The sequence below is a fragment of the Streptomyces sp. NPDC058664 genome, assembly GCF_042716635.1.
In the GTDB taxonomy this organism is placed as follows: Bacteria; Actinomycetota; Actinomycetes; order Streptomycetales; family Streptomycetaceae; genus Streptomyces.
Genome location: NZ_JBHXRW010000075.1, coordinates 1 through 19,865, shown reverse-complemented (window position 1 = coordinate 19,865; position 19,865 = coordinate 1). Strand labels below are relative to the sequence as shown.

The following is a 19,865-nucleotide window of genomic DNA, read 5'->3' as shown; positions in this document are numbered from 1 at the left end:
ACCGTTGCCAGGGCGGGAGCGGGCTCCGGTCGGACGGCCACCATGATGGCGAGCAGGACCGGGGCGGCGAGCACGGCCAGGAGGAAGGCTCCGCATCCGATTCGGCGTTTCACGCTCCGCCCCTCGCGTCGTGCTCGCGCCAGAGGTCACGCCAGTCGGCCACCGAAATGTCCCCCGGGGTTGGGCGGAGGTCGGGGGTGTTGTGCGTCCTGGCATCGGGCCGGCGCGTGCGGCGGATACGGCCGGTACGGCGGGTGCGGGGCACTTCGGTTGTGGCGGCCGGGTAGGAGCGGCGCTCGGTAGGCGTCTGCTCCCGGCTGTCGCGGTCGCGGCGCGGTGTGAACGCGGCGGTGGTGTCGTCGGCCCAGCGGCTGGAGACGCGCTGGTAGTGGGTGCGCTGGAGGCCGAGTTCGTTGTGCAGTTCCCGGGAGAGTTCGCCGCTGAAGCGGCGTACGCGGGTCCAGGTGGCGGGCAGTCCGACAGTGGAGTAGAACGCGGCCTTCGTGGTGCCGGCCAGGACCCGGCCGGCGCGGGTGCGGCGGAGGGAGGCTTCCAGGCGGCTCCCGGCCGGAATGAGCGGAGGGCGGTCTGTCTGCGGTGTCTGCGTCGCGGACGGGCGGGTGGAGCGGCTGCTCGGCTCGGCGGCGGGCTCGCCCGGGGCGGCGTGGGGGGTGTCGGCGTCCGTACGGCGGCCGGGGGGCAGGACCAGGCCGTCGGGGCCCACGGGTTCGGGCCGGACGGGAGGCCGCTTCGGCCCGATGAGGACGGTGTGGGCCGCGCGCATGCCGAGGGAGAGCGGCATGAGGGCCCGGCGGCCTTCGCCGAGCGCTTCGGCTGCGAGGCGGCCCGCTCCCCCGGTCTGCCGGGTGAGCAGGGCGGTGTGGGCGGGGGATCCGGCTGCACCACCGTAGCCGAGCGAGGCAAAGGCTGCTGCGGTAGCGGCGGAGTTCTCGCCCATGGTGTGGCTGCCGCCGATCTTGGAGTAGCGCATGCGGTTGGCCATGCGCTGGCCGATCTGGCCGGTGCCGCGGATGATGCGGCGGTGCATGACGAGGGCGGTGATGGCCAGTCCGTCGAGGAGGAAGAGGCGTTCCAGCAGGGGGGTGCTGCTGTCGGCGAGGAGGATGCGGGCGCCGACGCCGAAGAGGGGGATGAAGACGGCGATGGCGAAGAGGGTGAGCATGCTGCCGGCGAGGTAGCCCAGCCATCGCCAGAGCAGCCCGCGGGTCGGGCCGGGCAGCAGGGACAGCGTGAGGACGACGACGGCGCCGACGGCGGCGATCACGCAGCCGAACTGGGCGGCGATGAGGACCATGGCCATCGCGAAGATGATCAGGGTGATGACGAGGGCGGCGAGGAGGACGAGGGCGGCGCCCAGCACCGTGTCCCAGTCGGTGTTCTGCATGTGGGCGGCGACGGCGGCGCCTTCGGGTCCGAGCTTTTCGAACTCGCCTGCCCGGCCGGCGAAAGCGTTGTCCCCGCAGTACTTGCGGGCGGGGCCTCTCAGAAGGTTGCAGGGGTTGTCGTCGTCTTTGGGCGCCGGCGGCGGGGCGATGAACTTCTTGTGGACGGCGTACAGGGGGCTGTCCGTCTCGATGATCCGCCCGTACTGGAGCAGCATGTAGGGCTGGACGACGAGGGTGCGGGTGATGGGCTTGGAGACGTCGGCGGCGTTCAGGGGGCGCTCGCCGTGCAGGCAGGTGTCCCGGGCCGGGCCGGTGACTGCGGCGCACTGCTTGGTGCGGTCCGGCTTCGGCTGGGGGGCGGCGCCGGGGCGGGTCTGGTTGCGCAGGCAGGTGGTGTGTGCGGGGCCGGTGATGGAGTCGCACGGGCCTGTGGTGTTGGGCAGCTGGCCGGAGTTCGCGGTGAGGGTCGCGGCTTCCAGGGCTGCGCGCTGGGTCTGCTGTACGGGGCCGTCGTAGCCGAGGATCATGGCTGGCTGCACGACGGTGGTGGCGGAGACGCCGGCGATCAGCAGGGTCAGCAGGATCTCTCCGGCGCCGCGGGCGACCCTGCCGCGCATGGCGATGACGAGCCCGAAGACGAAGGCCCAGGCCAGGCAGATGCCGGCGAGGCCGTGAGGGCTGATGATCTGGGACTCGTAGGCGTCGGACAGCTTCTGGGCGGGCGAGCTGAGCTTGTCCATGATCGGAAATCGGTAGGCCCAGTCGACCAGCCAGCAGGCGAAGCCGGTCACGGTGCGGGAGAAGGCGAACAGGCCTGAGGCCAGGAGCCGGCGGACCATGTCGATGACGCCGTCCGCTGGGCCGGTCGTGACTTCGGGGAGGCTGGGCGGTGCTGAACCGCCCGGCACGTCGGTGGCGTCGGGTGCGGTGGCCGAGGGGTCGAGTTCGTAGCGGTTGAGCGGGGCGCCTTCGGAGGACTCGACGTTCAGCGGCCCGAGGAGCCCGCCGGAGTCGGGGCCGTCAGCGGCGGACGCCATGCCGGTACCGGCCGCCATGAGCAGCAGCGTGACGGTGACGACGGTGGCCGTACGGCGGCCGCGTGGGGCGGTCATTGGGGCCTCCGGCGGCTCGCGGTGATGGTGGCGAGGCCCGCGACGGGCAGGAGCAGCAGCGCCACGTGCAGGACTGCGGCGCGGCCGGGGGCGGGAGCCTGGGCCTGGGCCTGCTGGGTGTGGCTGCCTTGTGGGCAGTGGTCGTGGGCGGGGCCGGTGATGTACCGGCAGCGGTCACGACCTGGGGTGTCGGGGGCCGGCTGTGCGCGGGGAGAGGCGGCGAAGGCCTCCCCGGTGCGCGGCCACCAGTTGCTCGGTCCCGTGGTGTTCACGAAGACCAGTGCGGCGATGAGCGCGGCGCACATCGCGAGGGGGGTGAGCAGGGTGCGGGCGCGCTGGGCGAGGGGGCGGTGGAAGGTGTTGCTCATCGCGGGCTCCCGGCGGTGGCGGCGGACGGGTCCGGGGTGGTGTCGGCGGGGGTGGTGTAGATGCCGTTGGTGATCCGCGCCAGGTCGAGGACGAGGACCTTGAAGCGGCCGATGCTCATGCGGGGGTCGCGGGCGAGGAACTCGCCGGCCCGGTCCTTCCTGCCGAACGGGGACAGGTCGGTGGTGACCATGCGCAGGAGTTCGCTGTCGGTGCCGTCCAGGCCCAGCCAGTCCAGTCCGCGGGCGGCCAGGACGGGGTCGGCGGTGCGGGCCAGGAACCGGTAGGCGAACAGGCCGCGGGTGGTGGAGGTGCCGAGTTCGTCGACGTCGTGGCAGCCGAGTCCAACGCCGGCGCCGTGCTTGCGGCCGTCGTAGACGATCTCGTCGATCAGCGCCTGGCCCTCGGCGGAGGAGGTCAGCCAGTACACCTCGTCGAGGGGGATGAGGGTGAAGCGGGGGTCGGTGAAGGCGGCTTCGCGTGCGAGCGCGGCGATGAGGTAGAGCACGGCGCGGCCGATGAGTGCTTCCAGGGGCTGGCTGCGCAGCAGTTCGGGGTTGGTCGCCGCTTCCTTCGGGGGCAGGGTCAGGCCGGTGGTGGTGATCACCACGAAGTCGGAGGAGACGGTGGAGAGCAGATCGAGCGGCGGGAGGGTGGGGTCGAAGACGGCTGCGGCGAGGGGCTCGTCGGCGGCGACCCGCAGCCATTCGACCAGCGAGGCCGCGCGCTGCCCGCGTGCGCTGTCCTGCTCTGCCGCCTCCTCCAGGGCCGCGATGACGCCGGCCATGCACGGGGTGGGGGCTGCGGCGGTCTGTTTCACGGCTGCTTTCAGCAGCGCGCCGTGTTCGGTGACCGGGCCGATGCCGAGCTGCAGCGTCAGGTAGCTGAGGGCGTAGCGGGCGCCGACGGCGGGGTCGGGGAAGACGCGCAGCGGGTCGATGGACAGCTCGGCCTGGGCGGCATCGACGACCTGGCAGCGGCCGGCGGCTGCGGTGCGGGCGAAGCGGGCCCATTCGCGGGACTTGGTGCGGTCGATCGCGATGATGCGTCCGCCCCGGTCGGCGATCGAGCTGGAGATGAGCTTGGCCAGGGTCGACTTGCCGCCGCCGAGGTCGCCGGCGAGAGCGAAGGAGGCGCTTGCGTTGCGGACGGGGGCGTCGGCGATGTCCAGCAGGGTCGGGGAGATGGTGCCGACGTCCTGGGAGAAGCCGATCATGGCGCCGGTGGGGTCGCCGAAGGTCTGCTCGGTGAACGCGCCGTGCATCGCCCAGTCCTCGCCCAGCTGGTGCTGGACGTACTGGCGGGTTGCGGGCGGTGTGGGCGCGGCCGGGAGGCTGAGGGTGAAGAGTTGTTCCTGGCCGCCGACGGGGCGGACCAGCCGGTAGTTCGCGCCCCGCAGCCGGGCCTGGAGCGCGCCGGCCCGCCTGTCGCACTCGGCGGGGTCGGTCCCCCACACGGTCATGGCGGTGACTGCCTGGACTTCGACCTCGACGCTCGTCCGCGATACCCGGGTGCCGAGGTCGCCCAGGTCGTCGGCGGCGTCGTGCATGTCCTCGGGCAGGCCTGTCGCGCGCCGGGCGGCGTACTGCTCGGCCTGGTCGACCAGGTCCCGCTTCTTCTTCGTGACCGCCGCAAGGACCTTCTCGGCCTCGACCAGGGTCATGTCGACGACCCAGTCCACGCCGAACGGCATCCGGTCCAGCTCGGCAAGGAAGCCGCCGCCGGCGGCGGTGAAGTGGCGGGGCATCTCCGCGAGCGCCAGGTGTGCCTGGTAGGAGGTGCCCGCCTCGGAGTCGACCTGGAGCCACCGGCGGCCGACCAGCATCCCGGCCCGACGTGCACGGCTCACACCGCTCCCCCGGCCGGTGCCGTGGGTGTCGTGGTGGTCGCCGCCTTCCAGGAGGCGTACCTGTCCGAGGTCGGCGTGCGACGGCGCCCTCAGTTCTCCTCGTACGAACCGGCTGCCCCGCAACGGCGACTTCTCGGCCTGGCTGAGGAGTTCGCCGTCCAGGCCGCGGGCGACGGCGTGCTGGTACATCCACGCGATCTCCGCCGGCTGCGCCCGGCGCAGCTCCAGGCCGCCGTCGAGCTCCGCCTCCAACTGCTCGACCCGCGCCCGGCAGGCGGCGGCCTCGCGGCCGGTGACCGGCGCGGGAGCCAGACCGAGCATGCCCGACAGCTCCGACCACGCGGACGCGGCCGCCGCCGTCCACTGCGCCTTCGCCCCGGCCTGCTCCAGCGGCACGGCGAGCCACAGGGTCCTGCGGTGCATCTCCACCGCAGAGGCCAGGTCGTCGCCGGCCAGCAGCCGCAGCCGCTCCTGGGCGACCTCCGCCCACGCCTCGTGACGCCGGTAGTCGACGCCCTCCACGGTCTTCTCAACGACCTCGGCCGGGTCCATCCGGGCACACAGCCCGTACAGGCGGGCCGATCCGGGCAGGGAGCGCACCAGGGTCGTGACCCGGGAGATGAGTTCGTCGCGGGTGCGGTCGTCCATGTAGCGGGATCCGGCCGGGGTGACCGACCAGATTGCCCAGGCGGTTGCGGTGGTGGACCACACGACGTTGTCGACGATGTGGCGGATGGGGACCTTCATCGCGTAGCTGCCTTCGGTCGCTCGCGCAGCATCTGCTGCAGCGGGGTGGGGGCCGGGCCCCCGCCCCGGGCCGAAGTCCGGTGGCGGGGGCGGGGGTCGGGTGCAGTGGAGGGTGCTGTGATCGCGGAAGCCGGGTGGTGTACGGGCACAGGGGCGGGGGTGTGCTCGATCAGGAACGTCCCGGTGAGGAGCCGGGGCCTGGGGAGGCGGGCGGTGCGGCCGGCGATCCGGCCTGTGGGGGGCTGGAGCGCCCGCTGGAGGGTGCCGTAGGCGATCCACAGCGGGGCGCGGCCGGCGATCCGGTTGGCCCGGGCCGCCCACACGGCAACCCCGAGTGCGACGACCGGGACCGGGCCGAGCGGTCCGGCCCACCAGGAGAAGGTCTTGATGAGCAGGAACACCCCGGCGGCGGCGATGATCAGCTGGGGGGCGTTGTACGGGCCGAGCCACAGGACGAAGTCGCCGATCTTGCCGAGCACCCACGGAAACAGGCGGGCCCGGGTGTAGCTACGGCCGACCCGGGCCGAGGCGCTGGTACTCATGCGGTCCGCTCGCCGCCGGCTGCCGGTGCGCCTGTCCCGGTGTGCACGCGTCCCATGGACTGGGGCGCCGGATCGGAGGTGGTGACGTTGGTCAGCTCCTGCTTGAAGGCGTCGGCCAGCTCGGTGCGGGCGTTGTAGATGCCCAGGCAGATCACCAGGGCGATCACGGAGCCGATGGCGGCCTTCAGGCTCATCTTCGTGACGACCGTGATGACGACGGCCGCCAGGATGAACAGCTTCAGGGCGCGTTCGGCCCAGTTCTCCCCGATGCCGAACAGGTGGTTGCCGATGTCCTTGAACGCGGCTGCCATCACGACGGCGTTGTCGACGGAGTTCATGAGGTCTCTCTCTTTCAGGAGGCGGGGGTCCGGTCCGGCGCAGCCGGGCCGGTGGAGCGGGAGGAGAAAGCGGAAGGTGCGGGCGGCTTCGCCGGGTTCGTGGGCGGTGTGCCGAGGCCGGAGTCGAGCGCAGCGATCTCCCAGCGGCCGGCGCGGGCCGTCAGGGCGAACGCGTACGACAGGGGCCACTTGCGGCCCGCGGTGTCGGTCGCGGTCACTTCGGCGCGTACGCGGGCGGTGGCGCCATCCCGGCTGCGCTCCTGGCCGTCCGTACGGCGATCGGCCAAGACCTGGTCGACCTGGACGGCGATATAGCCGCTGGTATCGGGACGGGGCAGGACCACGCCGGGGGCGAGGTAACGGTCCGCGCCGCCCTCCGCGCCGAGGAACGCCGTCAGGAACCCGGTCACGCTGTGGGCGAGCGGACCGTCCTCAACGGAGCTTCCGTATGGGGAGGCGGGCATCTGCCCGGGGGCCGGGCCGGCGACCTCCATCGGCGCCCCGGCGGCGGCGAATCCCATGGCGCCGGATTTGCCGGGCTGCTGAAGGACGACGGGGATCGTGAAGTACCGCAGCCCGGTGGCACTCTCGCGCTCGGGCGTCTCGGCGGCATCGGTGAACTGGGCGGCGACGGTGACCGCCCAACCGTCGGCGTTGTGCCGTATGGTCCGCACCGCGGCGAGCCGCTCGACGGCCACCGCCCGCTGCCCCCACTCCGGGATCCGTACCGACGGCGCGAGCGCCCGAAGCTGCCGGGCTGCCGCGCCGTCCACGTCCGAACCGGCGCCCAGCCACAGGCCGAGGACGAGTTCGGCGTACCCAGCCGGGCCACTCTCGACCGTGGCCTCTGGCTGAACGGTCCGGGTCACGGTGGCGGGCCGCTCGACGGCGGCGGGTGCAGGGCGATCGCAGTTCGCAAGGAGCGCGACGGGCCCGGCGGCGAGCGCCGCCCACACACCGAACCGGGTCAGGGCCGCACGCCGGACACGCAGTACAGAGGTCTTCCAGGCTGGCCCTCCCGCAGCGGAAGGATGGGGTGCGTGCCGGTCGCGGCGTGGCGGAGAGGGGGGCATCGGTGGCTCCTCGAAGAACTCGTCGGGGTCGATGCCCCACTCTTCGACGGCGTGCTCACCGTGCCGCTGACCACCCAGGCCACCCGGCCGTCACAAGGCCATAACTCCTCACGGTCAGTGACGTGGTAAGGGTGGTGGTAGGTCAGAGCTGGTGACTACGGGTTCGCTTACCACGGCAGGTCACGGCCGGACCTGAGACGGCGGGCTGGCGGTCCGGTACGAACCGATCCACGCCCGGCTCCGGTCAGGCCCGCACGGTCTGCCGTGGACGGACAGCACTCCAGAAGCACATGTCAAAAGGGTGCGCCATCCCATCCGGGATGCCGCACCCTTCTCGTATTGCGCGAATGTGAGGCCAGCGAACCTCTCCTCTCCTACCTTTGAGAGGCTATAAGACCTGGTCAGCTAAGGTGGTGACCTGGCAGAGCCCTCGGTCGTCGGTGGTGTTGATTCCACTCGACACTGCCGATAGCCCAGGGGCTCTGTTGGTTTCGTATCCTTCCATGCTCGACGTCCCGTATGAACTGGTCGAGCATGTCTCCTGGCTGATCTACGCCCGAAGGCGTGAACTGAACTCGCTGGGGAGAAAGCTCAGTTGCTTCAGGCAGTCCTCCTCGCGCTGGCCCACCTTCGCAAGAACGAGATGTTCGCCCATCTCACGGCCGGATTCGGTGTCTCGACCGCGACGGCCTGGCGCTACGTCGACGAAACCCTCGACGTCCTCGCGGCCTGGGCGCCAGGCCTGCGCAAGGCCCTGACCGGCCTGGGCGAGGGCAACTTCACCATTGCCGACGGCACCCTGATCCCACCGACCGCATCGCCGCGGACGAACTGTAACTCCATGAAACACCGCAAGCACAGCATGAACATCCAGGTCATCACCCAGGCCAACGGCACCCCACGCTGGCTTCTCCCGCGCGACGCTGGCCGCACTCATGATCTGACCGCAACTGATCTGACCGCAACCTGCGCCCACGACATCGTCCAGGCCTACCTGACCAGGCAGGTTCTCATCCTTGCGGACCGCGCCTACTAGGACGCCGACGCCACCGCCCGCACTACCACCACCGCGAACAACCGAAGAGCACTACCAGCAGTTCAACCGCAACCACACCCGACTCAGAGCACCCGGCGAACGGGCCTTCGCACTACTGAATCCCTGGTAAATCCTTCGACGAGCCGGATGCTCCACCCGCCGCATCAGCACCATCGTCCAGGCCGTTTGCACCCTCCTGAACTGCAACTATTCAGGATGAAAACGGTTCAATATATACCCAAGTGAACTCGCCTGATCCCTATTGAACAGATGAACTCAGTCCTGAGCACATTCCAGAATCTGACGAATTTCATGTGCCGTTTCGCTCGTGAGCCCATAATACGGCGCTGACATGCGCGTCTCACCGAGAGATACCCCCCTGGCACGCACACTCACGTAATCGTCATCGAACTCGGCGTGGGCACCCCCATATTCGGTGTCATAGTCGATGTGTGTACCGGCCGGGCAGTTAGTGTAGACCCTCGTATCCAGGTAGCCCCCGTTGGGGAGTGGCTTAGGGTTCGTAAACGCTTTAGTGGAGACCCGAAAAAGTTCAGGAAGATGCCCAGGGTTCACATTTGAACATTCCAAGGAAATCTGCATGACGACCCTGACTTCTGGCTTATCGGCATACGTGGAAGAGTTAGAGAATTGAACCTTCGAGGGACCCGGGTAGTTTGACATTACGACACTATTAACACTTACCTTTGTCTCTAGCTTGAACTCTTTCCCGGAACTGGGATCCGGAGTAATTCCCTGCCCGTTCCCTTCTGCAGTCAGGGCAGTGAGATAAGGGTTCGTAGACGGGCATTTCGCACTGATGGTGAGTGACCCTTGAGGGCCAACCGAGCCAAAATTCTTGACAGTTACACGATTGTCCGAAGTCGCACTGGCTGAGCCAGCAAACACGAGCGCACCCGCAGTTACGGAGACAGCTGCTACTGCGGCACTCATAACCTTAATAGATTTCACTATTCCTTCTTTCATCCTAGGCGCCCGGTCTCGCAGCACCACGATCCCAATTGGACGCCTCTATAGCAAGCGTGAGGCAATTTGCAACAAGCAGCTCAATCCAATTTGCCGCCTGCCGCGATAGCGTGCCCCCTTAAGGGGCAAGCCATCTACGCGCACGGGACTTAAATCAGGTATCTCCAGCTACCCAGCAGTGAACGCTAGACCGCTAAAGCGAGGATTCAAGATCTCCGGCGACTGATGCCAATCCTCGCCTAGATCTCAAAATAATCAGGGTTCTATTAGAGGTGATGAGTAACCCGTGCTCCACTTCAGATCCCGGGTCTTCACCCTTGATCGTGGGCATTGGTTGTTATGCGTCGGTGGCCAGCGTAGTTGATCGTTTTTTGTAGGTGACCGGGCCCACCTGGCCGTAAAGGGTCGGCCATTGGAAGACCGAGAGCCGAGCGGCTGCAACGACTACCGCATCCGCACCTGGAAACTCGAACTGGACAAACTCGCTGCTGAAACCGGTCTGAAGATCACCGTGTGTCACCTACACCTGGTACATCAGAGTGGAACAAGGTCGAGCATCGTCTCTTCTCACACGTCACCATGGACTAGAGCGGCCGCCCGCTGACCCGACATGCGTTCAGCGGCAGCTGGAGCTATGTCCTGCACTTCAGCCATTCCCCCTGCTCCCGCCGACCCGCACCCCGCAGATGTTGGAGCCGGAGTGGGCTCAAGCCATGCTTTTCGATCCCGTGCTGACCGAGGTGTCCTGCCGGCAGTTGTTCGGCCTCACCGAGACTCTAGCTCCGGATGGGGGTAACCGGCGGGCTCGCCCGCCCGGCTGACCCTCTCCGACTCGGCTCTGGCCCCCGTACTCATCTACTGGTTTATCGAGCAGTAATGGGATCTAGCACACGTTCCGTGCGCAGTTGCGTCAAAATGACGTCTGCAAGAGGAGCGGAAGCATAATCAGCACTATTCGAAGGCTGGACGAACTTAGTGAATCCGCATCACGAAATGTGTGCCAGAACCCGTTTTCGTGGAAAGAGCACTCCGTCACACCGGCGGGATCAGACGGCCGGAGCGGTGAAGAACGGCTATGGCAACTGTGCTGACGCAGCCGACGGCGGAGAGAACAGCCCAGGGCAATTCAAGTGCTCCTGTCGCGTGAGCTGTATCTAGTACTGCGCCGGCCATAAGGTTCCCAGCGGCGATCCCGATACCGCAGAGGGTGTTGTAGAGGCCGTAGTGTGTTGCCACGTAGCGATTGTCGGCGAGGGTGACGATGATGTCCATTTCGAATGGGTAGGACAGCATGGTTCCGAGATTCAGAAGCAGAGCTGCCATCAGTATCGGAATGCCGATCAGGAACCAATACTTAGTTTCCTGCGATGGTGTCATGGCGGCGGACGCCACCAGTGGTGGCATGAAGCTGAACGCCATGCAGGCCAGTCCAAGTATCAGTGCCCGTGCGGAGCCGAGTTTTTTTCTGCACCATGCCGTAAGCCGGGTCTGCCAGATGATGGTCGCCAACCCTGGAAGGACGAAGATCAGTCCGACGCTGATGGATCCGGCAAAGCCTTCTCCGGCAATTCGCTTCAGTTCCAGAGGCAAGGCAAGGTAGATCTGGAAGGAGAGTGCCTGCGAGCCGATCATCGCGATGGAGAACAACAAGAAGGGGCGGTTCCTTGCGACGGTCCGCCACTGAGAGAAGACCGATTCCTGACGCTCCGTTCCGGCTGAAGCAGTTCGGGCGGGCAAGGCGCGCAACTGTGCGACAGTGAGGATGACGAAGATAGAAGCGGATACTACGCAGGTAAGCTGAAAGCTGATTCCGCTCAACGCCATTCCTACCAATGGGCCAAGCAGGATTCCGCCTTGGAAGAAGACGTTGAAGAGCGCAAAGCCTTCCAACCGCCGCTCACCGGTCTCAAGAGCCAGGTAGGCGCGGACAGCTGGGTTGAACAGTGCCCCCGCGAGACCTATGAGAGCGGATGCCGCGAGCAGTGCGGGTAGCGAATGTACGAAGCCGAGTGCAGCGAATCCGATAGCGCGGAGCACGAGGCCGGCAGTGATCATGGGCTTGTAACCGAGCCGATCGGCCAGTGTGCCTCCGAAGAGAAACATTCCCTGTTGGCTGAAATTTCGCACACCCAAAATCAATCCGACAGCCCAGGCTGCAATTCCCAGCGTGCTGGACAGATGCTGGGCCAGGTACGGCATCAGCATATAGAATCCGAGACTGATGGTGAACTGGTTGATCAGGAGTAGCTGTACAGTCCGATCGAAGGACCGAAATTGTTGAACCAGTTTCATCATCATCCTCGAAATCGGCGTACTAAAGGCTGCCCGTAACTCGACGCAGGGGTTAGCGGGGCACCGCCATCGGATCGCCTTGCTCGATTCTGCCCCGACTCGCGATCTCGACGTCGATCCGGCTAGTCGGTCTAAATCGGACGCCGGTGAGTGGTCCACGGAGTTACGGGACAGCTCTTAGCCAGGTACTGCGCACCTAGCTTTGCCGCCCTACTCGTAGGACGGCAAAGCTAGGTGAGAAGATCAGTGCATGAGGTGCTCGCCACTTGCGGAATCTTGCGCCGCCCCGGCATCTGTATTATTCGAAATTTGGTGCAGGCTGAGCGCTCCAGGAGAACCCTTCCGCGATACGGGCGGCTGTATTTGACAGTTGGGTGAGTAGCCGAGCTTCGTCCGGGGCGGAGACGGTCCATGTGGCAATGAAGTCGCTGGAAGCCCTGTCGCCGTAGCGAGCGCCGCCCCATTCATCGCCTGCCTGTGTATGCAGGGCGAAGTCATCAATCTGGGAGGGATCGGTAGGAACCCGTTCCACTGTTCCGTTTCTCGGCGGCAGCCCGAAATTTGCGACCATCGGGGCGCTGCGCAGATGGTCATGGACGGCCTGGAGGTCTATCGGGAGCCGGCATTCCGTGCGTGCCCACAGGTGGCGGGGATCGAGCCCCAATACACGTGTGAGCATGGCGGGTACGGGGCCGCCCCCGACCCGGGCGGCGACCTCACACAGGACAATCTGCCCTTCGGGAGTAATAAAAAACTCCGCGTGCATGAAACCGGGAGCGCCAGGCATAGCAGCGGCCAGAAGGTGGGTCTCATGGACGAGGCTCGCGTGGAGCGGGTCTGAGTGCGCGACGGTGTAGCTTCCGCTCGGTTCGTCGGACCAGTGGGACAGGCACCCGTTGCCGACGTAGCGGGAGGGTACCGCTACGGCCGGCCGGCCATCGACCAACAGTGCGTCCACGTGGTACAGGTCGCCGTCAATGTATTCCTCGACCTCATAGCCGACGGTGAGGAGAGACTCGTCGAAACGAGCAACGTCGTCAGGGGTCCTCAGGATAGCCACACCCAGCGACCCGACGCCGCCACGGGGCTTGACGACAACCGGGCCCCCCAGCATCTCCATGAATGACTGTATATCGGAGATATGCTCCGCAGGCGTGTGCTTCGGCACGCGGATGCCACCGAGGGCTGCATGGTGTTTCATCACAAGCTTGTCCCGATACGCTCTCGCGTCATGGGGCAGTAGCCCTGCAATGCCAAATTCGGCGCGTATTGCCGCCGCCCGAGTGACGTCATTCTCGGCGAACGACAGCACGGCAGTTACCGGCTCGATCCGGTGTGCGGCACGCGCCGCTTCCATCACAAGGCGATCATCAGAGTAGTCGTCGACCCGGATGTCCATGTCCGTAGCAGCCACGGAGACCGGGGCATCGCGGGAGGTGATAAGGGCCAACTGCTCCGACCTGCCGTCGAGCCAGGTATGCAAGGGCAGGCGGTCGTGGCGGTGGCGGTGGGACGGGCTGAGGAGAGCCAGGATCATCGTGTCGTTACCCCTGCTCACTCTGCGTGCCGAGCAGATAGCCCAGTTCTAGTGCTGTGGAGTCGACCCGCTGGTCGGGATGACCACTGGCCAGGGTTGCCAGCCCCGCCCGGCGGAACATCGTCTCCCAGAACTGTTTCGGTTCCAGGCGCTGTTCGGTGATGGTATGCAGCAGAAAGTACGGGTTGTAGTAGGCGAGCCCGAGTCCATGAGCCATGACGCTGGGGTCGTCGTGCCGCTGGTCTACCTCGATCACCGCCCAGTGGGCGTCCGGGTATTTGGTGAAGACGTCCTTGAGCAGCGCCTCGACTGCCTCGGCCCCCTCCTGCTCCAACATCTCTTGAAGCACGAACGCCGTCAGAAAGCACACACGTTCGGACTGCCCGGACAGCTCAAGACGCGTGGCGTCTTCGGCCTTGGCGTTGTGAATACGCACCCTGTGGGCCAGTCCGAGACGGTCAACCTGGGCTTGCGCAAGCTTGGCCCCGCCCGCGTCCGGCTCGACGCCGACGCCCTTCCACTTAGGGTGCCGCTCCAGGAGTTGGATCAGGAACGAGGCATCACCGCACCCCAGATCGACCACGGTGAGCTGCTCATCGGCGAAGCGTTCCAAGAGCCGGTCCACCAGGGGCAGTGCATCGTACAGACTCATGCCGCAACTACCCTCGCCGACACTTGCGCCATCGCGAGTGGCCCAGGGGGCACCGGACCTTAGGACGTCTCCCAACTGAGTGAACGTCGTCGAGTAACCACCGATCAACAGGGTGTACCACGCTTCAAAGGGCGCGTAGGAACGTGCCTTCTCCGTCAGACGCCAGCCATCCGACTCGACGAGAAGACCTTCATTCGCCAGATATCGGCACAGGCCTGCCAGGCGGCGTGGATCGAGATCGAGCCGACCGGCTAGCGAACTTGTGTCCAGACCAGGATCAGAATCCAACTCCTGAAAAAGGCCTGTACGCATGAGTTGGTGAATTCCATGCGCCAGCGCAAAGTACCTCACTGGCTGAAGGGCATCGATCAGCCGGTTCTCGAAATCTTTCTCGATCACAAATTACCCTATCGTTTTCTGTGTTCTATCTGAACTTAAAAGCAGGCTTGGTGAGCTTTAATGCTAGCTACCGGTTGAGGTTTCAAAGCGAGCAGATGCTACGGAAAGCGCCCACCCCAGGAGCAGAAGGTTCTGCTCCGTGCCGATACTGAATCTAATCCAGTGAGGCATTCCGATCGGCGCACAATCTTTGACTTCCACTCCGAGATCCCGGAGTACCATCGTCAAGCGACTACCATCCACGCCCTCACGACACTTGCCGATTACAAAACTAGTCTGCGTGGGCGGTACATCATCGAACAGTCCGCTATGCGCCACGCATGCCCGATAAATCGGCCTCATGCTCGCAATATGAGCCTGGCTCCGGGCAACATGTTCGAGATCCGAGAGAGTACCCTCCGCGGCATGCAATGCAATAGAATCGACCGAGTGAAATCGCTGATGCTCCCGCAGGGACGCAATGAGGTCAGATGACCCCACCAGCACCCCGAGCCTGATACCAGCAAGTCCATACACCTTTGAGAAGCTGCGAAATATCAGCAGATTGGCGTTGGCGTCGTCGGAAACAGACGGCATGAGGGAGTCGCGGTCTGAAAACTCAATGTAGGTCTCGTCCAGGAATATAAGTTCGGCCGATGTCGCCGCCGCAGCCATCCACGAAGATGAAAAGAAGTTTCCCGTTGGATTATGGGGCTGGGCAAGGAATACCACCCCGCCTGACGCCAGTTCCTGCGGTTCGCATGAGGGCTCGAAACGGTCATCCAGCGTAATGTAGCGCACCTTCTTTCCCAGGACTCCAGCCCGATGAGAGTACGCATCAAATCCAGGCTTCACCACCCACGCCGAATCGACGAGTCCCAGCGTGATGTCAATGGCCTCATCTACCCCGTTTACCAGAAGGATCTGGTCCGGTGAAACACCATAAAATCGAGCCAATAGCCCAGAAACACGGCTGGCGGCGTCACGCGGGTAGCGATGTAGATCCTGCGCGGCAGAAACCACAAAGGCGATGGCCTGCGGAGACGGACCCAACGGGTTTTCATTGAAGTCCAACTGCGCGCTAGATAGCCCGCATTCCTGAGCGCTTACTTCTTCATACATGGTTCACTGCTTCATTTCGATCGGGAATTTTTCGGCAATAAGTCCCGAAAATTACGCTACCCGAGTTACTCTGCTGGCAGATGGGTAATCAGTGCCCAACTTGCGCCAGGCGTGACTCCCGTAAAGTGTGCACAAATGCCATGATTAGGGCATCGGAGCAAGCGCCCTGAAGGCCTCGCCTCGAACAACGAGAAGCAGGCAGGCCGCTACCCATCGTCGCGGTGGTCGACTGACGGGGACTTGGGCATGACGCTGGAACAATGCCCGCACGGTGGGCCCCAGCCGCTGATGGCGCTCTTTGATTGTCCTCAGGTGCCGCTCTTCAGGTGGCCAAACCTGCTCAAGTGATCTCCCCACCCTTTGCGTGATCCTTGTCGGCGTGTCGAACTGGTGTCGGCGTGTCGTGGAGAGCCTGCGTGAGCACGGAGTTCGGCCTGTTTGAAGGGCCCTGGATGCTCACCTGGGAGGAAGACGTGGATGAGGCTGATCCTTTGGAGTGGACACCCTGACAATGGATCTTGATGGTCCAGGGAGGGATGTCCAGGTGGGTCGTAGGTCTCCGTATCCGGAGGAGTTCAGGAAGGACGCGGTCGCGCTCTACCGTGCCGCGGCCGGGAAGCGGACGTACGCGGCGGTGGCCGCAGAGCTCGGCATCACCGCGGAGTCGCTGCGGGCGTGGGTCCGCAAGGACGAAGCCCAGGCCGTGTCCGGACGCGACGCGGGCGGCAGCGAGGTGGAGGAGCTGGTCCGGCTGCGGGCGGAGAACGCCCGGCTGCTGAAGGCCGAGAAGGAATGGCACCTCGAGCGCGAGATCCTGCGCCGGGCTGCTACCTATTTCGCACGGGAGGTGAAGTGAGCCCCCACCGCTGGGACTTCATCTCCGCCAACCGCGCCGACTTCGGCGTCAAGCGGATCTGCCGCGTGCTCGAGGTGTCCCGCGCCGGCTACTACCGCCATCTGGCCACCGGGCAGGCCCGCGCCGAGCGCCAGGCCGAGGAGAAGCAGACCGTGGCCGATACCCGCGCTATCCACGCTGAGCACGACGGCGCCTATGGTGTCCCGCGCGTCCATGCTGAGCTGCGTGCGAGGGGACGGCGGATCAACCGCAAGCGCGTGACCCGGCTGATGCGGATCAACCACATCGTGGGCCGGCACTTGCGGAAGAAGAAGCGGACGACGGTCGCGGACCGGACCGCACCGCCCGTGCCGGACCTGGTGATGCGTGACTTCACCGCCGACAGGCTGAACACCAGGTGGTGCGGTGACGTCACCTATATAGCCGTCGGCGCGACGTGGCTCTACCTCGCCACGGTCATCGATATCTGCTCGAGGAGGGTGGTGGGCTGGTCGATCGCTGACCACATGCGCACCTCGCTGGTCACCGACGCGATCGAGATGGCTGTGGCTGCCCGCGGCGGCCATGTCCATGGCGTCGTTTTCCACAGCGGCAGGGGCGCCCAATACAGCGCGGCCGCCTTCGCCGAGGTGTGTCGCCGGCACGGGATCCGGCGCAGCATGGGCCGGGTCGGCTCGAGCTACGACAACGCCCTCGCCTAGTCGTTCTTCCAGGGCCTCAAACGCGAACTGCTTCACGCGAGGCGCTGGACCTCGAAGGCACAGACCCGGCTTGAGCTGTTCCGCTGGCTGTCGTACTACAACAGGCGCCGTCGGCATTCCGCCCTCGGCTACCTCACACCAGCCGAGTTCGAACAGCAACTGATCACGTCACGTACGCTGTCACTCGCCGCATGAAACCCGGTGTCCACTCCCAGAGATCAACCTCAGTCTGCCCATGCCTCCCGGCCCGGTGACACCACTTTTTCGACCATGATCGACAAGGGGCGCAAGTCATGCCGGGCCCGGAGACCGGGAACCCCATTGCGGGGCCACGAAGACGGTAACGGGGCGAACTTGCAGGTCCGAGCCCCGTGGACCGGGGCAAGCCGGGTTCCAAGATGCACGTCCTGTCGGACGCGACCGGCCTGCCCCTCGTCGTCGGCCTCTCGGCCGCCAACACCCATGACAGCCAGGCACTGAAGCCCATGATCACGGGTCACCAAACGAGACACGACCCCCATCGCAGCCGTCACTTCAAGCCCAGCGTCTGCACGCCGACAAGGCCTACGACATAACTGAACTGCGGAAATGGCTCCGCGGGAAACGCATCGGCGTCCGCATCGCCCGCAAGGGCATCGAATCGTCAGAACGGCTCGGACGCCGCAGGTGGGTGATCGAGCGCACGATGTCCTGGCTGACCGGCTACCGTCAGCTCAACCACCGCTACGAGCGACATCCCCGCAACTACCTGGCCTTTCTTGGACTCGCCGCAGCCATCTGCTGCTACAAACGGCTTCTTCGCCTCACCACATAGGACACGGTCTAAATCCAGGACGAGCGGTCTCGGGACTCTCAATCATGCGACCGACGAGCTTACCTGGACGATGAATCTCTACCTCTCCGCAGAACGCAGCAGCTAGTATTGCAGCATTCTATGCTTGACAATTATGCAGTTCTGATGGTGTGGAATATCCAGCCGCCAAAACGACCGCTTCGGCAAGGTCCACCAGCAAACGTGCTCTGGAGTGCCTGACCATCCCCGACTCGTTATTAGACACCACAAGCCAAGGGCTGCGAAACTGATATCCTCAAACAGAGGATAACTTCCTCCGAAGGCGAAAGAACCCCTCAACAAGGCCCATCACCTCAGCCCAGGAAGGAACTTTTGCGTTTCTGCCCAACCCTCAACTGCACTCCTAACCGGAAAGTACTAGGTTACGAACAGAAGAGTTGAATACTGGCCGCAATGCCGTAACTATTAGGGTTCTGGAAAATTATCCGAGACCCCGCCCCGTCGCGAATTTCTTCCCCTTCCAAAGACGGGTCGCCCGGAGCGGAATTCCAGCTCCAGGTCAACCATTTATAGCTCCATGGGGAAGGGCAGGAGATTGAAGCGACCTTCGTCTGTCCCGCAGGGACCACGATCACCTTCATAAAATACGGATCGAGCCGCTTGACCGGGTTCTTGGAGCATGACAATGAAATCTCCGCCCGTACAACTACCTCGGGCCGATCCTGGAACGATGTCGTATTATTTACGCTGACATAAACCCTTCCCGGATAATTTTGGGGCATCAGGCTGCCATCGCGGTACTTAAGCTTATCGAGCTTCGGGCCGTCGTTTGTATTCGCATGCATACCCCCCGAAGCCTGCCGAAGGAATGGATGCGTGGAGGGGCACTTAGCCGAGGCGGTGCTGGTGTTTGTCGGGCCCACATATCCGCCATAGTTGGTTACTTGGATTGTTTCGGGAATGGGAATATCCGCGGCATTCGCAGAAACCGGGATGAGTGAGGCCGCCGCGACCGCGACAGATACCGCTGCTAGCTTTTGCCGGCGGTTAAATACCTGCTTCATTGGGCCCTCCAAGAGCGTCTTCCTGGAGTGAGTGAAGCAGTCCGTCTGCCAGTTGCCATAGGTAGAACATGCTTAACTCCAATCTGATCTGAAAATTCCCAAACTGCTCAGGTAACGCAGTTTGGTGGGGCTGGAGAGACACGTTGTAACCCAGTTGCGTGAGCTGGCTGACAAGCCGACGGGTCTCCGAGGTCTTGGTAGAGGATGCCCCGGGTGAGGCTGTGCCAGACAGACACGAGGATCGAGTGTTCGACGGCGAGGGTCGACTTCTTTCCTCGATCACCGACGCGCCGCCGGAATTGCTCGAAGAGGTAGGTACTCTTCGAACGGACGGCTGCCGCGGCGGCGATGGCCAGGACTCCTTTGAGCCCGGCTTCGCCTGGCGGGTGCGGCTGCTGGTGACCTTGCTGGCGGGCTCGTGGCTGCCCGGGCAGACTCCCGCTCACGAGGCGAGCTGGCCTGCTGCGGGACTGCTGTATGGGCCTTGCCCCCGGATTCTGGACACGGGTTATGCGGCTTCGGTCAGCGTAGTGATGTTGTCGCGGACGCTGTCTCGTAAGCGATGGGGCTGCTCTGCCCAAGGCGAGAGTGGCGTCGGCGGGTGCTGTAGCGGTTGAGCCAGCGGAAGGCGTCGAAGCGGGCCACGCGTTCGCTGGACTAGTTCTTTCGGCCTTGGAGTGTTTCGGGTTTGAAGGTCGCGTTGAAAGACTCGGCGAGCACGGTGTCCGCGCTGGAGCCGATCTCGCTCACGGACTGGCGGACGCCGGCTTTCGCGCAGGCCGCGGCGGAGGTGTACTGGGTGGATTCAATCGGTCGTCGCAACGCCTTCGTGAGCTGGGGGTTTGTGATGGGTGTGGGGAATCGGCAGCGGGCGGTGCGGGAGTATCGCGGGCAGATGCCCTCGCCAGGGCGGCCGAGCGTTGCCTGGCGTGAGGACCGGGTCCAGTTCTGGCAGGCGATCGCGTGGGGGCTGAGTTCGGTGGACGCCGCAGCCGTCATCGAGGTCTCGCCGGC

Annotated in this window: 11 protein-coding genes and 5 pseudogenes; 5 read left to right on the top strand and 11 right to left on the bottom strand. The window is 64.9% G+C overall.

Annotation, left to right across the window (positions count from 1 at the left end; all coding sequences use genetic code 11):
- Nucleotides 1-109: 109 nt before the first annotated feature.
- From ACFWUY_RS36330 to ACFWUY_RS36305, 6 genes are read right to left on the bottom strand one after another with little or no spacing between them, the layout of a single operon-like run.
- Entirely contained in the window at nt 110-2,518 is a 2,409-nt protein-coding gene (locus ACFWUY_RS36330) for a hypothetical protein (protein WP_384120124.1), read from the bottom strand.
- Nucleotides 2,515-2,886 carry a hypothetical protein gene (locus ACFWUY_RS36325; RefSeq protein ID WP_384120121.1) on the bottom strand — a complete coding sequence of 124 codons (372 nt, stop codon included), beginning with the start codon at nt 2,884-2,886 and terminating at the stop codon, nt 2,515-2,517. The genes ACFWUY_RS36330 and ACFWUY_RS36325 overlap by 4 nt, the downstream gene beginning before the upstream one ends.
- Nucleotides 2,883-5,480 carry an ATP-binding protein gene (locus tag ACFWUY_RS36320; protein WP_384120118.1) on the bottom strand — a complete coding sequence of 866 codons (2,598 nt, stop codon included), beginning with the start codon at nt 5,478-5,480 and terminating at the stop codon, nt 2,883-2,885. Before ACFWUY_RS36320 ends, ACFWUY_RS36325 begins: the two co-directional genes overlap by 4 nt.
- The gene (locus ACFWUY_RS36315; protein ID WP_384120115.1) at nt 5,477-6,022 is read right to left on the bottom strand and encodes a hypothetical protein; all 546 of its coding nucleotides are present in this window, start codon (nt 6,020-6,022) and stop codon (nt 5,477-5,479) included. Before ACFWUY_RS36315 ends, ACFWUY_RS36320 begins: the two co-directional genes overlap by 4 nt.
- The gene (locus ACFWUY_RS36310) at nt 6,019-6,360 is read right to left on the bottom strand and encodes a hypothetical protein (protein WP_384120112.1); all 342 of its coding nucleotides are present in this window, start codon (nt 6,358-6,360) and stop codon (nt 6,019-6,021) included. Before ACFWUY_RS36310 ends, ACFWUY_RS36315 begins: the two co-directional genes overlap by 4 nt.
- Nucleotides 6,361-6,374: 14 nt before the next feature.
- A complete protein-coding gene (locus ACFWUY_RS36305) occupies nt 6,375-7,229 on the bottom strand; it encodes a conjugal transfer protein (protein WP_384120109.1) in 855 nt (284 codons plus the stop codon).
- A gap of 647 nt (nt 7,230-7,876) precedes the next feature.
- Between ACFWUY_RS36305 and ACFWUY_RS36300 the strand changes: the two are divergent.
- Nucleotides 7,877-8,689 (top strand): annotated as a pseudogene (locus tag ACFWUY_RS36300) (transposase family protein).
- Between the two features lie 1,200 nt (nt 8,690-9,889).
- Nucleotides 9,890-10,333, top strand: a pseudogene (locus tag ACFWUY_RS36295) (ISAzo13 family transposase); the annotation flags it as partial.
- Between the two features lie 155 nt (nt 10,334-10,488).
- Here ACFWUY_RS36295 and ACFWUY_RS36290 read toward each other — a convergent pair.
- From ACFWUY_RS36290 to ACFWUY_RS36275, 4 genes are all read right to left on the bottom strand, one after another.
- Nucleotides 10,489-11,751, bottom strand: coding sequence for an MFS transporter (locus ACFWUY_RS36290; protein WP_384120167.1), 1,263 nt, complete (start codon nt 11,749-11,751; stop codon nt 10,489-10,491).
- Between the two features lie 295 nt (nt 11,752-12,046).
- A complete protein-coding gene (locus ACFWUY_RS36285; RefSeq protein WP_384120107.1) occupies nt 12,047-13,285 on the bottom strand; it encodes an acetyl-CoA carboxylase biotin carboxylase subunit family protein in 1,239 nt (412 codons plus the stop codon).
- 7 nt (nt 13,286-13,292) lie between these two features.
- Entirely contained in the window at nt 13,293-14,336 is a 1,044-nt protein-coding gene (locus tag ACFWUY_RS36280; protein ID WP_384120104.1) for a methyltransferase domain-containing protein, read from the bottom strand.
- 63 nt (nt 14,337-14,399) lie between these two features.
- Nucleotides 14,400-15,437 (bottom strand): pyridoxal phosphate-dependent aminotransferase, encoded by a 1,038-nt coding sequence (locus ACFWUY_RS36275; RefSeq protein WP_384120101.1) that lies wholly within the window; start codon nt 15,435-15,437, stop codon nt 14,400-14,402.
- A 544-nt stretch (nt 15,438-15,981) separates the two neighbouring features.
- Here ACFWUY_RS36275 and ACFWUY_RS36270 point away from each other — a divergent pair.
- Nucleotides 15,982-17,189, top strand: a pseudogene (locus ACFWUY_RS36270) (IS3 family transposase).
- Between the two features lie 152 nt (nt 17,190-17,341).
- Nucleotides 17,342-17,808: pseudogene (locus tag ACFWUY_RS36265) on the top strand (IS5 family transposase); the annotation flags it as partial.
- 401 nt (nt 17,809-18,209) lie between these two features.
- Here the strand turns inward: ACFWUY_RS36265 and ACFWUY_RS36260 are convergent.
- Complete coding sequence (locus tag ACFWUY_RS36260) at nt 18,210-18,851, bottom strand: hypothetical protein (protein WP_384120099.1); 642 nt, start codon at nt 18,849-18,851, stop codon at nt 18,210-18,212.
- A 790-nt stretch (nt 18,852-19,641) separates the two neighbouring features.
- Between ACFWUY_RS36260 and ACFWUY_RS36255 the strand changes: the two are divergent.
- Nucleotides 19,642-19,865, top strand: a pseudogene (locus ACFWUY_RS36255) (hypothetical protein); the annotation flags it as partial.